Annotated in this window: 12 protein-coding genes and 5 tRNA genes; 7 read left to right on the forward strand and 10 right to left on the reverse strand. The window is 71.6% G+C overall.

Going from position 1 to position 14088, the window contains the following annotated elements:
- The first annotated feature begins 4 nt into the window (after nucleotides 1-4).
- Complete coding sequence (locus tag G6048_RS05555; protein ID WP_206341213.1) at nucleotides 5-529, forward strand: DsbA family protein; 525 nt, start codon at nucleotides 5-7, stop codon at nucleotides 527-529.
- Nucleotides 530-557: 28 nt separating this feature from the next.
- On the opposite strand, the gene G6048_RS05560 is transcribed toward G6048_RS05555, so the two are convergent.
- The 3 genes from G6048_RS05560 to G6048_RS05570 form a co-directional block, all read right to left on the reverse strand.
- Nucleotides 558-1307, reverse strand: a complete 750-nt coding sequence (locus G6048_RS05560) for a GNAT family N-acetyltransferase (protein ID WP_165338315.1) — start codon at nucleotides 1305-1307, stop codon at nucleotides 558-560.
- A 63-nt stretch (nucleotides 1308-1370) separates the two neighbouring features.
- Nucleotides 1371-2192: an aminotransferase class IV gene (locus G6048_RS05565; protein WP_165338316.1), complete on the reverse strand. Its 822-nt coding sequence runs from the start codon at nucleotides 2190-2192 to the stop codon at nucleotides 1371-1373.
- The gene (locus G6048_RS05570; RefSeq protein WP_165338317.1) at nucleotides 2189-3250 is read right to left on the reverse strand and encodes a chorismate-binding protein; all 1062 of its coding nucleotides are present in this window, start codon (nucleotides 3248-3250) and stop codon (nucleotides 2189-2191) included. Before G6048_RS05570 ends, G6048_RS05565 begins: the two co-directional genes overlap by 4 nt.
- Before the next feature lie 156 nt (nucleotides 3251-3406).
- Between G6048_RS05570 and G6048_RS05575 the strand changes: the two genes are divergently transcribed.
- The 5 genes from G6048_RS05575 (at nucleotide 3407) to G6048_RS05595 (ending at nucleotide 3861) form a co-directional block, all read left to right on the forward strand.
- Nucleotides 3407-3479 (forward strand) — tRNA-Gly (locus G6048_RS05575).
- A gap of 37 nt (nucleotides 3480-3516) precedes the next feature.
- Nucleotides 3517-3590: transfer RNA gene (locus G6048_RS05580), tRNA-Cys, on the forward strand.
- A gap of 1 nt (nucleotide 3591) precedes the next feature.
- Nucleotides 3592-3663, forward strand: a tRNA-Val gene (locus tag G6048_RS05585).
- A 22-nt stretch (nucleotides 3664-3685) separates the two neighbouring features.
- A tRNA-Val gene (locus G6048_RS05590) sits at nucleotides 3686-3757 on the forward strand.
- Between the two features lie 29 nt (nucleotides 3758-3786).
- Nucleotides 3787-3861: transfer RNA gene (locus G6048_RS05595), tRNA-Val, on the forward strand.
- 65 nt (nucleotides 3862-3926) lie between these two features.
- Here G6048_RS05595 and G6048_RS05600 read toward each other — a convergent pair.
- The 4 genes from G6048_RS05600 to G6048_RS05615 all read right to left on the reverse strand — a co-directional run bounded on the left by G6048_RS05600 (nucleotide 3927) and on the right by G6048_RS05615 (nucleotide 6263).
- Nucleotides 3927-4223 (reverse strand): TFIIB-type zinc ribbon-containing protein, encoded by a 297-nt coding sequence (locus G6048_RS05600; RefSeq protein WP_165338318.1) that lies wholly within the window; start codon nucleotides 4221-4223, stop codon nucleotides 3927-3929.
- A 74-nt stretch (nucleotides 4224-4297) separates the two neighbouring features.
- Nucleotides 4298-5245: a phosphotransferase gene (locus G6048_RS05605; protein WP_165338319.1), complete on the reverse strand. Its 948-nt coding sequence runs from the start codon at nucleotides 5243-5245 to the stop codon at nucleotides 4298-4300.
- A gap of 288 nt (nucleotides 5246-5533) precedes the next feature.
- Entirely contained in the window at nucleotides 5534-5743 is a 210-nt protein-coding gene (locus G6048_RS05610) for a hypothetical protein (RefSeq protein ID WP_165338320.1), read from the reverse strand.
- 244 nt (nucleotides 5744-5987) lie between these two features.
- Nucleotides 5988-6263, reverse strand: a complete 276-nt coding sequence (locus G6048_RS05615) for a hypothetical protein (protein ID WP_033324869.1) — start codon at nucleotides 6261-6263, stop codon at nucleotides 5988-5990.
- A gap of 196 nt (nucleotides 6264-6459) precedes the next feature.
- Between G6048_RS05615 and G6048_RS05620 the strand changes: the two genes are divergently transcribed.
- Nucleotides 6460-7779: a serine/threonine-protein kinase gene (locus G6048_RS05620; protein WP_165338370.1), complete on the forward strand. Its 1320-nt coding sequence runs from the start codon at nucleotides 6460-6462 to the stop codon at nucleotides 7777-7779.
- On the opposite strand, the gene G6048_RS05625 is transcribed toward G6048_RS05620, so the two are convergent.
- From G6048_RS05625 to cobT, 3 genes are all read right to left on the reverse strand, one after another.
- Nucleotides 7770-8588 carry a TrmH family RNA methyltransferase gene (locus G6048_RS05625; RefSeq protein WP_165338321.1) on the reverse strand — a complete coding sequence of 273 codons (819 nt, stop codon included), beginning with the start codon at nucleotides 8586-8588 and terminating at the stop codon, nucleotides 7770-7772. The two genes, G6048_RS05620 and G6048_RS05625, sit on opposite strands and share 10 nt — an antisense overlap.
- Nucleotides 8589-8652: 64 nt before the next feature.
- Nucleotides 8653-9885 (reverse strand): uroporphyrinogen-III C-methyltransferase, encoded by a 1233-nt coding sequence (gene cobA / locus G6048_RS05630; protein ID WP_165338371.1) that lies wholly within the window; start codon nucleotides 9883-9885, stop codon nucleotides 8653-8655.
- 231 nt (nucleotides 9886-10116) lie between these two features.
- Entirely contained in the window at nucleotides 10117-13764 is a 3648-nt protein-coding gene (gene cobT / locus G6048_RS05635; RefSeq protein ID WP_165338322.1) for a nicotinate-nucleotide--dimethylbenzimidazole phosphoribosyltransferase, read from the reverse strand.
- Between the last annotated feature and the right edge of the window lie 324 nt (nucleotides 13765-14088).

Raw genomic sequence — 14088 nt, forward strand, 5'->3', positions numbered from 1 at the left:
GGGCATGAGCGACTCCTCCCCCGCGCACCCCACCGTCCCCGTCCTGGACGTCTGGTGCGAACTCCAGTGCCCCGACTGCCGTAGCGCCCTCGACGACCTGCGCGCGCTGCGCGCCCGCTACGGCGACCGGCTGGAGCTGCGGCTGCGGCACTTCCCGCTGGAGAAGCACAAGCACGCGTTCGCGGCCGCGCAGGCTGCCGAGGAGGCCGCGGAACAGGGCCAGGCCTGGCCGTACATCGAGGCGGTGCTGGGCCGGGTCGAGGAGCTGAACCGTAAGGGCGAACCCTTCCTGGTCGAGGTGGCCCGTGAACTCGGTCTGGACGCCGGGGAGTTCGACACCGCGCTGATCGACGGCCGGCACATCCTGATCGTCGACGCCGACCAGGCCGAGGGCAAGGCCATCGGCGTGACCGGCACGCCGACATACGTCATCGATGGCGAGCGCCTCGACGGCGGCAAGAGCCAGGAGGGGCTGCGCGAGCGCATCGAGGAGATCGTGGACCGGCTGCTGACCGGACAGCGGGCCTGAGCCCGAGGGCAGCTTCCCGTACGGCTCTCTACAGCAGGTCTTTGCTCAGCAGATACGTGATCGTCTCGTAGCCGAGTGACTCACAGAGCCGCTCGGCCGGGGTGTTCCCCGCGGGGACGTTGATCCGGATCCCGTTCCGTCCGGCGGCGATCGCGTGTGCCTCCGCCAGCAGCAACAACGTACGGCCGTGTCCTCTGCGCCGGTACCGTTCGTCGGTCTCCACGTCGAGGACGTACGCCGTTCCGTCGCGAGCCCCCAGCCGCAGCGTGCCCACCGGCGTCCCCTCATGTTCCAGGACGCTGAACGCCATGTCCTCGATGGCGAGCCCGGCCGGCGGTGAAGTGGCGTGCTCCTGGCCGGACTTGGCGCGCGCCTCGGCCTCCGTCATCGGCCGGCCCCGGCTGCCGGCGGGCAGTACGGGAGGAGTGCCGCCGAGCCGCTTCTCCATGGTGCGCTCGCGCGGCAGGTAACCGAGCGCCGTGGCCAGCCGCAGCGCGGCCTCGGCGGCACCGGGCACCGATACCTCGATCCGCCGGCAGCCCCAGCCGCGCGCCACCTCCTCGGCGGCGAGCGCGGCCACGGTGCCGCGCCCCCGCCGACGGTCCGGCTCGTCGATCCCCAGTTCCCGGATCTGTGCGACGGACGGCCCGGAGAGGGGGTGGGTCGCGAGGTGTATCGCACCGACGGGACGGCTGTTCACGCACACCTTGTAGTGGCGTGACAGTGCCCCGTCGGCTTCGCGCTGAAGCGGCTCGGCCGGCCGCAGGGTGGTGGTCATCAGGGATGTTGTACCCACCGTGGATTACTGGTGTCACCGAATAGGTGCGACTGCGTCTGGCCCCTACGGATCGAGGTCGTCGCCCGCCCGCTCGTCGAAGACCCGCATGGCCTTGGCCGTCACCGGCCCGGGCGCGCCCGGGAGTTCGCGCGCGTCGACCCGGTGCACGGCCTGTACGTCGCGCAGGGTCGACGTGAGGAAGATCTCCTCCGCCCGCTCCAGAACGTCCAGCGGCAGTTCGGTCTCCTTGGCGCCGGTCCACGCGACGGTGAGCGCACGCGTGATGCCCGCGAGGCAGCCGGAGGCGATCGGCGGGGTGTGGATCTCGCCGTCGAGGACCACGAAGACATTGGACCCGGTGCCCTCGCACAGCTGCCCCACGGTGTTCGCGAACAGCGCCTCGGTCGCGCCCTGTTCGCGAGCGCGGGCGAGGGCGACGACGTTCTCCGCGTACGACGTGGTCTTGAGGCCGGTGAGCGCGCCGCGCTCGTTGCGGGTCCACGGCACGGTGATCACGGCGGTGGAGTCGGCGCGCCGGCTGGTCTCGCCCAGCGCGACGACGAGGGTCGGCCCGTGTTCGCCGCGGTCGGAGCCGAGCGGCGACAGGCCTCCGGTGTACGTGATCCGCAGGCGGCCCAGCGGCATCGGGTTGGCGTCCAGGACGGCGGCACAGGCCCGGCGCACCTCGTCGAGGTCGGGCTCGGGCAGTCCGAGGCCGTGCGCCGAGCGGACCAGCCGGTCGAGGTGGCGGGTGAGCGCGAACGGCCGGCCGTCGACCGCCTTGACGGTCTCGAAGACGCCGTCGCCCACGGTCAGTCCGTGGTCGAGGACGGAGACACGGGCCGACTCGATGTCCCGCAGCCCACCGTCGAGCCAGAGCTTCACGTGAGAGTCCCTTCACTTGCGTCGTACGCCCCCGACGCTACAGCCAGCAGTCGGGCGGCTTTCAGTTCCGTCTCACGCCACTCGAGCTCGGGGTCGGACCCCCAGGTGATGCCCGCGCCGGAGCCGAAGCACAGCACCGCCGCGTCCCTTCCCTGCTCGGCGGACCGGTCCATCCAGAACGTACGGATGCCGACGGCCAGTTCCCCGGTCCCGCGGTCGGCGTCCACCCAGCCGATGCCGCCGCAGTACGGGCCGCGGGGCGCCGTCTCCAGGGCCTCGATGATCCGCAGGGCGCTGGACTTGGGGGCGCCCGTGACGGAACCGGGCGGAAACGTCGCCTCCAGCAGCTCCGGCCAGCCGGCGTCATCGCGCAGTTCGCCGCGCACGGTCGAGACGAGGTGGACGAGGCCCGGGTGCTTCTCGACGACGCACAGGTCGGGCACGGTCACCGAGCCGGTGGCGCAGACGCGCCCGATGTCGTTGCGGACCAGGTCCACGATCATCACGTTCTCGGCGTAGTCCTTCTCCAGGAGGTCAGTCTCGGTGCGTCCGGTGCCCTTGATCGGGCCCGACTCGACGATCCGCCCGTCGCGGCGCAGAAAGAGTTCGGGAGACGCGGTGGCGACTTCGACGCCGTGGTCGCGGAGGCGGATCGTTCCGGCATACGGGGCCGGGTTGCCGCGCGCGAGCAGCGCGGTGAGCGCGTCCACGTCGGCGTCCGGCGCGATGGGCGCGGACAGAACCCGGCAGAGGTTCGCCTGGTAGACCTCGCCGGCCGCTATGTGCTCGCGGATACGGCGTACGCCCGCCGTGTACGCGGCGCGGTCGAGCGACGACGTCCAGTCGTCCATCGCGGGGCCCCGCCACTCCCCCGGCACGGGCGCGGGCACCGGCTCATGGCGTACGTCCCGGAAGCGGGCGCACACCAGGCGCCCCTCGAAGTCCGCCGTGACGGCCCAGAAGCCACTCGAGTCCAGGGCCGCGGGGTCACTCGTGACGTCGCGGAGGCCGGTCGCGACGAGGCCGCCGAAACGGGCGAGAGCTGGGAGGTCGTGCACAGGTGCGAGTCTATGGCGGGCGCCGGGCGGGTGACCCGGCCGCGTCTCCCGGCGGGCGCACCGCAGCACGCTGCATAAACGCGTTTTTGTACTGGCCCGGGAATCCGCTAGAGTTCAACACGTCACCGACTCGCGCGAGCGGGGCGGGAAAGACAAGCGGACGTAGCTCAGTTGGTAGAGCGCAACCTTGCCAAGGTTGAGGTCGCCAGTTCGAACCTGGTCGTCCGCTCGCAGGAAGTGGGGGATCTTCCCGAACCCCCGCCCCTGGTGGAGTGGCCGAGAGGCGAGGCAACGGCCTGCAAAGCCGTCTACACGGGTTCAAATCCCGTCTCCACCTCCAAGGACGATTAGCTCAGCGGGAGAGCGCTTCCCTGACACGGAAGAGGTCACTGGTTCAATCCCAGTATCGTCCACTGGTCCGGTTCACCGGGTCCCGCGCGATTAGCTCAGCGGGAGAGCGCTTCCCTGACACGGAAGAGGTCACTGGTTCAATCCCAGTATCGCGCACGCACTACGCACCACCAGCAGGTCTCACTGCGCGATTAGCTCAGCGGGAGAGCGCTTCCCTGACACGGAAGAGGTCACTGGTTCAATCCCAGTATCGCGCACCAGCCGAAGCCCCCGGCCGTCTCGTACGGCCGGGGGCTTCGTCGTGCGGGGCGCTCCTCGGATGTCGTCAGGAGGAGAAGAGCATGTGGCCGAAGCTCTTCTTGTGGCGCTTGTGACCGTAGTGACCCCCATGGCCGCCGTGTGGGGCGCCCCAGGCGGGTGCGGGAGCTGACGGGTAGGCCTGCGGGGCCGCCGGAGCGGCCGGGGGCGGCGGCGCGGGCTGCTGCCACTGGGACTCCAGGCGGGTCAGCGACTCCAGCTCGCCGTAGTCGAGAAAGATCCCGCGGCAGCCGCTGCACTGCTCGATCTGGACGCCATTGCGGTTGTACGTGTGCATCGGCGCACGGCACTTCGGACACTGCATGGTCGGCTCAACTCCTCGCCGGTCGGTACTGCTTCGCCAGGACAGACACTGCCCGGCTTCGGTTCGGTTGCACCTTACGTCGGGAAACCGGGCGCCAACTCCGGCGGGTGCGCTGCCATTCGGTCACAGGCGTCGATCACGGCCAGCTGCACCTCGTCGAGCGCACGGCCGGCCGCCATCGCCTTCGCGATCGCCAGGGCGCCCGTCTGGACGGTGAGGGCGCGGGCCGGGACGTCCAGGGCCGGCCAGGGGTCGGTGTCCGCGGGGAGGGCGGGGCCCTCGGCCTTCTGGTACGCCGTCAGGAAGCGGGTCCACTCCTCGGGCGGGAGGAGCCCGCAGGCGAACCAGGCGGCGGGGCGGGCCAGATCCCACGCGGGCTCGCCCAGTCCGAGGTCGTCGATGTCGATCAGCAGCCAGGCGCCGCCCGGGTCGCGGACGAGTTGGCCCAGGTGCAGATCACCGTGGCACAGCGCCTGCGCGTGCTCCATCGGGGCCTCGTTCCTCGCCCAGGCGGGAAGGACGGACCAGGCACGCAGAACCGGTCCGGCCGCGGGATGCGGGCCCGCCGCGCGAAGCCGCGCGACGGCTCTGGCCGCCTTCGCCGGACCCCGCATCGGCGGGAGCCCGGACGGGAGTACGGCTTCGGGCGTCCGGTGGAGGCGGGCGAGGAGGGTGGCGGCTTCCTCCCAGGGGGCGGCTTCGGGAGTTTCGGGGTCCACGGGGGTGCCGTACGGCCAGAACGTGACCAGTCGGCCGTGCAGTTCGGCAGCGCTCGAGACGAGCGGCGCCAGGAGGACGCCGTCCAGGGCCGGGTGCGCGGCGACGGCCACACGTGCCGCGAGTTCGCCGACGTCGGTTCCGGGAGCGTGCGCCTTCGCCACAGTGTCCGCATGCCGCACGACGGTGCCATCGGCCCGATCGGCCAGCACAGAGGTATCCGTACCGCATGCGCAAGCCCCCGCCCCGGGGTGCACCGCGGCACGCACCTTCGCGGTAAGGCCGGGCAGCACGTCTACGGTCACTCGAATCCCCCTGAGGTCGTACGGCGCCGGCTCATCCCCGCAAGCCGGGGCGACCTTGTGAGCGTACGCAGCCAACAAACGGCCCTCGAACCGCAACCATCAATTGAGCAACCACAACGGCCCGCACCCGGTCCGCGAGAACGGTGCCGGCATAGGCACAAAAGAGCGCGCCCGCGCAGCTCCCCAGCTGCGCGGGCGTCTCTGTGCCGTCCGCCGCACCCCCGTCCCCACGGGGTTTCATGGCCGGATGTCCCCGCCCGGACCGCTCTTCCGGGCCTGGGGCGCCGCTCAGCGCCCCAGCATCACGCCCACGGACGACGCTTGTGTGACCACTGCTTCCCAGCCGCCGAAGACGACCACGAGCACGGTCGCCAGGGGGAGGACCATGGCCGTCGCCACCAAGGGGTGGCGCTGGCCGGACCGGCGGGTACCGAACGTGGCGCTGTGCGCCCTGCGTCCCCGCGTGCGGATCATCGTCCGCGATGCCGTGTCCGCCATGGTCCCTCTCCTGACCTTCTGTTGATGAAGCTCTTGCAGTTGATGAGGCTCTTGTTGCTGGTTGATCTCCTGCTGTCTGACAGCGGCGGGTGACTGACCTCGGGGGACGAGTGCTGCACCCGCCGCTTGACTTCAAATCTAGGTGGGCGGGGCCCGTGGGGCGTCATGCCGTCGTATCGATTGCCGGGCCTCCCGGAGGATGACCGATGACCTGCGGAGTACTCCCCTGGGTGGAGACGAGGTCCTAGGTCTCGGGGTCTTCCCGGAGGGGACGTCCGGTCTGCCCGGTCTGCTCCGAGCTGTCCTCCCTGGGCACGGGCTGTTCGACCAGGGCCAGCACCCTGTTCGCCATGAAGCGGGCCGTGCGGACCACCCCTCCGCTGCGGGTGACTTCGCTCACTTCCACGACTCCTCTGCGGACCGCCGTCTCCACCCGGCGCCCCGCGCGGCTCGCCACCACCTCGTATGTACGCGTCGTGTCCCCGGCGTCCACGACTATCTCCACTCGATCACCCTTCACGGGCCCAATCCCCCTTCTGCGACCGATGGTTGGGGATCCCGGCAGCCCAAAGCCGCTGATTTCGCCCGTCCCCTGACCACCTTTCAAGTCTCCCACCCGGCACTGACAATCGGCCGGGCCGCGAGGGCGCGGCCTCTGCGCACGCCCGGCCACGGAAACGTAAGCTGTGCCACGTCAAATAGACCGGGCAGCGGGGATGAACATGGCGATGATGCGCCTGAGGCGCGAGGACCCGCGTGTCGTCGGCTCGTTCAAGATCCACCGACGGCTCGGTGCGGGTGGGATGGGCGTTGTCTATCTGGGCTCCGACCGGCGTGGCCAGCGAGTCGCACTGAAGGTGATCCGGCCGGATCTGGCGGAGGACCAGGAGTTCAGGTCGCGGTTCGCGCGCGAGGTGTCGGCGGCGCGGCGGATCCGGGGCGGGTGTACGGCCCGGCTCGTCGCCGCGGATCTGGAGGCGGACCGTCCGTGGTTCGCGACGCAGTACGTCCCCGGGCCCTCGTTGCACGACAAGGTCGCCGAGGAGGGGCCGCTCACCGCGGCCGAGATCGCGGCCGTCGGCGCCGCCCTCTCCGAGGGGCTCGTCGCGGTGCACGAGGCCGGTGTCGTGCACCGGGATCTCAAGCCGTCGAACATCCTGCTCTCCCCGAAGGGGCCGCGCATCATCGACTTCGGCATCGCCTGGGCGACGGGTGCGAGCACGCTCACGCACGTCGGTACGGCGGTGGGGTCGCCCGGTTTCCTCGCGCCGGAGCAGGTGCGGGGTGCCGCCGTCACGCCGGCCACGGATGTGTTCGCGCTCGGGGCCACGCTGGCGTACGCGTCGACTTCGGACTCGCCCTTCGGGCACGGCAGTTCCGAAGTGATGCTCTACAGGGTGGTGCACGAGGAGGCGCAGCTGAAGGGCGTGCCGGACGCGCTGGCCCCTCTCGTACGGGCGTGTCTGGCGAAGGATCCGGAGGAGCGGCCCAGCACGCTTCAACTGTCGTTGCGGCTCAAGGAGATCGCGGCCCGTGAGGCTCAGGGGCTGAGCTCCGCCCGGCCGCCCGCGCCGCGTGTGAGCGAGGCCGAGCGGCCGACGGGGCGGCTCACCGAGCACCACCCGGACCCGCGCACCCAGCGGCGTACGCAGGGCGCTCCCCCGCCGCCGCGGAACGGTACGCCGTCGCGGTCCGGGGCGCGGCCGGTGCCGTCGCGGGGCAACTCGACGCGGTCCGGCTCAGGCGGTCGGCCCGTGGGTCCGCGCAGTGGGGCGGGGCGTCCGGGGCCGCGGACCACCGGGGCCGGGCGGCGGCCCGCCAATCCGCGGTTGCTGCGGCAGCGGCTCTTCGTGTTCGTCGTGGTGACACTGCTGGTGGCGCTCGGGATCGCGGCGGCGCAGGGCTGCCAGGGGCCGGAGCGCGGGCTCGGCGGTGAGCAGCGGCAACAGGAGCCCGTACAGCCGGAGTTCACCACGCCGGACGGCATGATGGCCGAGCGGTACGAGTCGACGCTCGAGATGCGGCCTCAGGGCTGAGGACGGCCCGTCGCGACCGCGTAGAAGGCCACCGCCGCCGCTGCGCCCACGTTCAGCGAGTCCACACCGTGGGCCATCGGGATGCGGACCCATTCATCCGCGGCCACCAGGGCCTGGGTGGACAGGCCGTCGCCCTCCGCGCCCAGCATCAGGGCGACCCGGTCCATCCGGTGCGGGGCCACCTCGTCGAGGCTCTTGGCCTTCTCGTCCGGAGTGAGCGCGAGGAGGGCGAAACCCGCCTCGCGGACCGTCTCCAGGCCTTTGGGCCAGGTGTCGAGACGGGCGTACGGGACGGAGAAGACCGCGCCCATGGAGACCTTCACGCTGCGGCGGTAGAGCGGGTCCGCGCAGTCCGGTGAGAGGAGGACCGCGTCCATGCCGAGGGCGGCGGCGGAGCGGAAGATCGCGCCGATGTTGGTGTGGTCGTTGACCGACTCCATGACGACCACTCTGCGCGCCGTCTGGAGCAGGTCGTCGGGGGTCGGCAGCGGCTTGCGCTGCATGGAGGCGAGGGCTCCGCGGTGTACGTGGTAGCCGGTGACCTGCTCGGCGAGTTCGGGGCTCACCGCGTACACCGGGGCGGGGAGTTCGTCGATGACGTCGCGCATGACGTCGACCCACTTGGCGGAGAGCAGCATCGAGCGCATCTCGTAACCGGCGTCCTTGGCCCGTCTGATGACCTTCTCGCCCTCGGCGATGAACAGGCCCTCGGCGGGCTCGCGCTTGCGGCGCAGCTCGACGTCGGTCAGGCCCGTGTAGTCGCGCAGGCGCGGGTCGTCGGGTTCCTCAACGGTGATGAGATCGGCCACAGAGTGATACTGCCTTGTCCCGGGTGCGGTGCCAACGGCTCGGACAGAGTTGGGTTACCACGGGTTACGCGGAGGGCTTCGGGCCTACGTTCACCACGTCGCCGATGACGATGACCGCCGGGGGCTTCACGTCCTGGGCGCGTACGGTCTCGGCCACCGTTTCGAGCGTCGCGTCGACCCGGCGCTGGGCGGCCGTCGTGCCCTCCTGGATCAGAGCGACGGGCGTGTCCGGGGACTTGCCGTGCGCGATGAGCGTCTCGGCGACCTTCGGAATCGTACTGACGCCCATGAGGATCACCAGCGTGCCGGTCAGCCGGGCCACGGACGGCCAGTCGACCAGGGAGCGCTCGTCGTCGGGCGCGATGTGACCGCTGACCACGGTGAACTCATGGGCGACGCCCCGGTGGGTGACCGGGATGCCCGCCGCGCCCGGAACCGAGATCGAGCTGGAGATGCCGGGCACGACCGTGCAGGGGATGCCGGCCTCGGCCAGCGCCTGGACCTCCTCCATTCCGCGCCCGTAGACGAAGGGGTCGCCGCCCTTGAGCCGTACGACCGACTTACCCTGCTTTGCGTGCTCGATCAGCGCGTTGTTGATGGCCTCCTGGGCCATGAAGCGCCCGTACGGCAGCTTCGCCGCGTCGATCACCTCGACGCTCGACGGGAGCTCCGCGAGCAGGTCGCGTGGGCCCAGGTGGTCGGTGATGACCACGTCGGCCTCGGCGAGAAGGCGGCGGCCGCGCACCGTGATCAGGTCCGGGTCGCCGGGGCCGCCGCCGACCAGGGCGACTCCGGGGGTGCGGGTGCGGTGGTGCGGGGCCACGAGGGTCCCGTCGTGGAGGCCCTCGACCACCGCGTCGCGGATGGCGGCGGTGTGGCGGGGGTCGCGGCCGCGGGCGTTCGTGGTGAGGACGGCTACGGTGACGCCTTCGCTGTGACCCGTCGCGGGGGTCCAGGCGGTGGCCGCGTCGGCGTCGTCGGAGCGGACGCACCAGACGCGGTTCGCCTCTGCCTCGGCTGAGGCTCTTGTGTTCGCTTCGTGGTCGCTGGTGGCGATCAGGGCGTACCAGGCCTGGGCCAGGTCGCCCTCCTCGTAAGGGCGCCGGTGCCAGGTGAGCTCGCCTGCTTCTGCCATTGCCTCTACGGAGGGGGTGGCTTCGGGGGATACGAGGTGGATGTCCGCGCCTGCTGCGATCAGGGCCGGGAGGCGGCGTTGGGCTACCTGGCCGGCGCCCAGGACTACTACTCGGCGGCCGGTGAGGCGGAGGCCTACGGGGTAGGCGGGGTGTTCGGCCATGGAGGTGCGGCCCTTCTTGCGGGACATTGCGGGTGGGGTCCTGCGGCTTTGGAGGACCCCTGACGTGCGGATTTTACGGTGCGGGTGGGTGCAGGTGCGTGGGTAGGTGCGGGTACGTTGTGGGCTGTGCCCACCCTCCCCCAGTCTCGGCTTCGCTCGACCGGGGGGACCCCCATCGCCCCAGCGGAACGACTGCCCACAGCCCGCGTGCGGGCCCACAGACGGGCGCGGCTACTTCTCCGTCACCCCTGCTGAGTCGAAGGTTGCTACCTCGTGCATTGCTCTTGCTGCGCTTTGGACCATAGGGAGGGCCAGTAGGGCTCCTGTGCCTTCGCCCAGGCGGAGGTCCAGGTCTACCAGGGGGCGTAGGCCGAGTTTGTTGAGGGCGGCTACGTGGCCCGGTTCGGCGCTGCGGTGGCCTGCGATGCAGGCTGCCAGGACCTCGGGGGCGATGGCTCGGGCCACCAGGGCGGCGGCGCCGGCGCTGACGCCATCCAGGATCACCGGCGTACGCAGGGACGCGCCGCCCAGCAACAGGCCGACCATCGCGGCGTGTTCGAGGCCGCCGAACGCGGCGAGGACGCCGATGGGGTCGGCGGGGTCCGGCTGGTGGAGTTGGATGGCTCGGCGTACGACTTCGGTCTTGCGGGCCAGCGTCTCGTCGTTGATGCCGGTGCCGCGGCCGGTGACCTCGGAGGGGTCGGCGTCCGTGAAGACCGCGATCAGGGCGGCGGACGCGGTGGTGTTCGCGATGCCCATCTCGCCCGTGACCAGGGCCTTGTTGCCCGCGGCCACCAGATCGCGGGCCGTGTCGATGCCCACCTCGATCGCCTGCTTGACCTCTTCGCGGGTCAGCGCCGGTCCGGTCGTCATGTCGGCGGTGCCGGCCCGGACCTTGCGGGGCAGCAGGCCCGGGGTCGCGGGCAGGTCGGAGGCGACGCCCACGTCGACGACGCAGACCTCGGTGCCGACCTGGCCGGCGAAGGCGTTGACCACCGCTCCCCCGCCGAGGATGTTGGCCACCATCTGGCCGGTGACCTCCTGGGGCCACGGAGTGACGCCCTGGGCGTGCACTCCGTGGTCGCCGGCGAAGATCGCGACGGCGGCGGGTTCCGGGATCGGGGGCGGGCACATCCGGGACAGGCCGCTCAGCTGAGCGGAGATGATCTCCAGCATGCCGAGGGCGCCCGCGGGCTTCGTCATGCGCTTCTGGCGTTCCCAGGCCTCACCGAGTGCTTTGGCGTCCAGCGGGCGGATGTTGGAGACGGTCTCGGCGAGCAGGTCGTGCGGCTCCGCGCCGGGCAGGGCGCGGCGGCCGTACGTCTCCTCGTGCACGACCCAGGACAGCGGGCGGCGCTTGGACCACCCGGCCTGCAGCAGCTCGGGCTCCTCCGGGAACTCGTCGACGTATCCGACGCAGAGGTACGCCACGACCTCCAGGTGCTCGGGCAGGCCGAGGGTGCGGACCATCTCGCGCTCGTCGAAGAAGCTGACCCAGCCGACACCGAGGCCCTCGGCGCGGGCGGCCAGCCACAGGTTCTCGACGGCGAGTGCGGAGGAGTACGGAGCCATCTGCGGCTGTGTGTGGCGGCCCAGGGTGTGCCGTCCGCCGCGGGTGGGGTCGGCGGTGACGACGATGTTCACCGGGGTGTCGAGGATCGCCTCGATCTTCAGTTCCTTGAACTGCTTCGCACGGCCCTTCGGCAGCGACTTCGCGTACGCGTCGCGCTGGCGCTGGGCCAGTTCGTGCATGGTGCGGCGCGTCTCGGCCGAGCGGATGACGACGAAGTCCCAGGGCTGCGAGTGGCCGACGGAAGGTGCCGTGTGGGCCGCCTCCAGGACGCGGAGCAGGACGTCGTGCGGGATGGGGTCGCTGCGGAAGCCGTTGCGGATGTCGCGGCGCTCGCGCATGACGCGCAGGACGGCCTCGCGCTCGGCGTCGTCGTAGCCCGGGGCGGCGGGGGTGATGGACTCGCGTACGTCCGCTGCGTTCGCTACGAGGGCCGGGCTCTCCTCCTGCCCGCTCTGCTCGGCCTGCCCTGCCTCATCGGCCTGCTCAGCCTCATTGGCCTGGTCGGCGGCGGCCAGGAGGTCCAGGTCCTCCGCCTGCTGGGCAGCTACGGGCTGCTGCTGCTCCTTCGCCTCAGCATCCTCAGTGGCCTCAACGGTGGGTTCAGGTACGGGAGTTGCCTCGGGCTCGGCGGCAGCCGCTTCGACCTGCTCGGCGTGTTCGGCCTGTTCGGCCTCGCCGGGAGCCGGGAGCGTGACCGTGGGGTGCTCAGGGGCCGAGGGCTCGGCGGTCTCCATGGCCGCGGGTGCGGCCTCCTCCTCCGCGGCCGGGGCTGCCTCCGCGGGGTGTTCCGCCTCCGGGAGCGACGGGACGCTCATGCCGTGCGGGGGTGTCGGGGCGAGGTGAGGCGTCGTCGGGATGGTGCCGTCGACCGGCACGAACTGGCCGACGGGCTGCTCGGGTTGGGCTTGCGCGATCCCCTGTACCGGTACGTCGGCGTCGGCGGACGTGGCGTGCCGCGGATCGGCGGGGCCCGGGGCCGGGGCGTCCGACTGGGCCGGGATGTCGGGCTGGGCCGGGGCCTCCGCCGGATCCACGAACTCCGCGGCTTCCTCGGTGACCACGGGCTGTGCCGCCTCGTCCGCGCGGGTGACCGGGGCCTCCGGCTCGGCTTCCGTGAACTGCTGGGCGTGATCCGGTAGTTGCGGTTCGGCGGCGTGCGGGGACAGTTGGGGATCGGGCGTCTGCGGGAAGTACGAGACCGCCGGTGCGGGCTGGAAGTGCGTGGCGTCAGCGTGTTCGGGCGTGTGCGGCGCCTGCGTTGGAGCCTGAAGGTGCGCGGGGTCCTCGTGTTGAGCGGGGCCCTCGTACTGTGCGGGTTCCGTCACTTGGGCCGCCTCAGCCGAGAAGTGGGCAGCCTCCGAAGTGGGCGCCTGCGGGAACTGCCCGGCCTCCGCGCTCTGCGCAGCCGAGGCCGCGAACTCCTCTGCGGCGTCTGCGATTTCGGCTTGACCCTGGATCTCGGACGCAGCCGGTACGGACTCGGTCACCGGCACGCCGTCGGAACCCTGCACGGCCTCGGAACCGGCGGCCGCCTCGGAACCGTGCGCGGCATCGGGACCAGCGGCCCCGTCACCAACCGCCTCCTCCACCACCTGCGGAGTCGCGGACTCCCCGGCCTCCTGGCCGACCTGAGGAACCTCACCGACCCCCACACCCTCGGAGCCCTGCCCCGCCCCGTCGACCTCCGCACCACGGACGACCGTTTCTGCAGCGCCCACCTCAGGGCCGGCCTGGGCCTGGACTCCCCAAGGCGCCGCCCCCTGCAAGGCAAACTCGTCACGCGGAACGTCGCGGTGCTCGGGAGCCGCCACGGCGGCCCCTGATTGCCGTACGGACACGGTGCCTGCCGGAGCACCAGCCGGACCGCGGTCCGCCAGCGAACGCACCGGGCTCCCGGCACTGTCCGGTGTCGGCGGACCGAGGTGCAGCGGACGCCGGGCCGCGGGCGGCTGCGGCGCGGGTGCGGGCGCGGACTCGCGCTCGGCGACAGGCTCAGAAACTGACTCAGCTGCAGGCTCGGGCTCAGGCAGCCGGACCCCTCCCAGGTCGACCGATCCGCTGTCCCGGCCCGACATCTCATGGGGCCCGGGCTCGTGCACCACCTCGGCTACGGGAGCCGGTGGCGGCGGAGGGACCTCGTTGCCCCAGGCGCCCTGGGCGCCCGGCAGCAGCAACAGGTCCTCGTGGTCCTCGGCGGGGGTCTCGGAGAGGTAGGGGTACGCACCCGGCGCCTGGGCGCCTGGCTGCTCCACCATGCCTGCGCTCTCCGGCAATTCCTCGCCCGGGACCTGGCCGGTGTCGGTCATGCGTACCCCTCGCTCGGTTTGTGCTCTACGACCTGCTCGTCCGGAGCGGCGCGGCGACCGCCCGCAGTGAAGAACGACCGTCTGTGCCGGGCGGCACGAACGGCCAGTCGACAAAGCCATTAACAGGCATTGTCGCTGTCGGCCGGTCACCCTGGCAGCGTGATCCACCACGGCACCACTGTGGACTGCGCCACGTTGCGCGCCCTCCAGCACCGCCGTACCACGCGGACCCCAATTCGGGCCCGTTTTCCGGACATTGACCGACGATATTTCGGACAAGCCGACGCAGTACAACGGTCGGCCAGCCTACCGCGAGCGGTACGA

The organism is Streptomyces ureilyticus, assembly GCF_011045025.1.
Lineage (GTDB): Bacteria > Actinomycetota > Actinomycetes > Streptomycetales > Streptomycetaceae > Streptomyces > Streptomyces ureilyticus.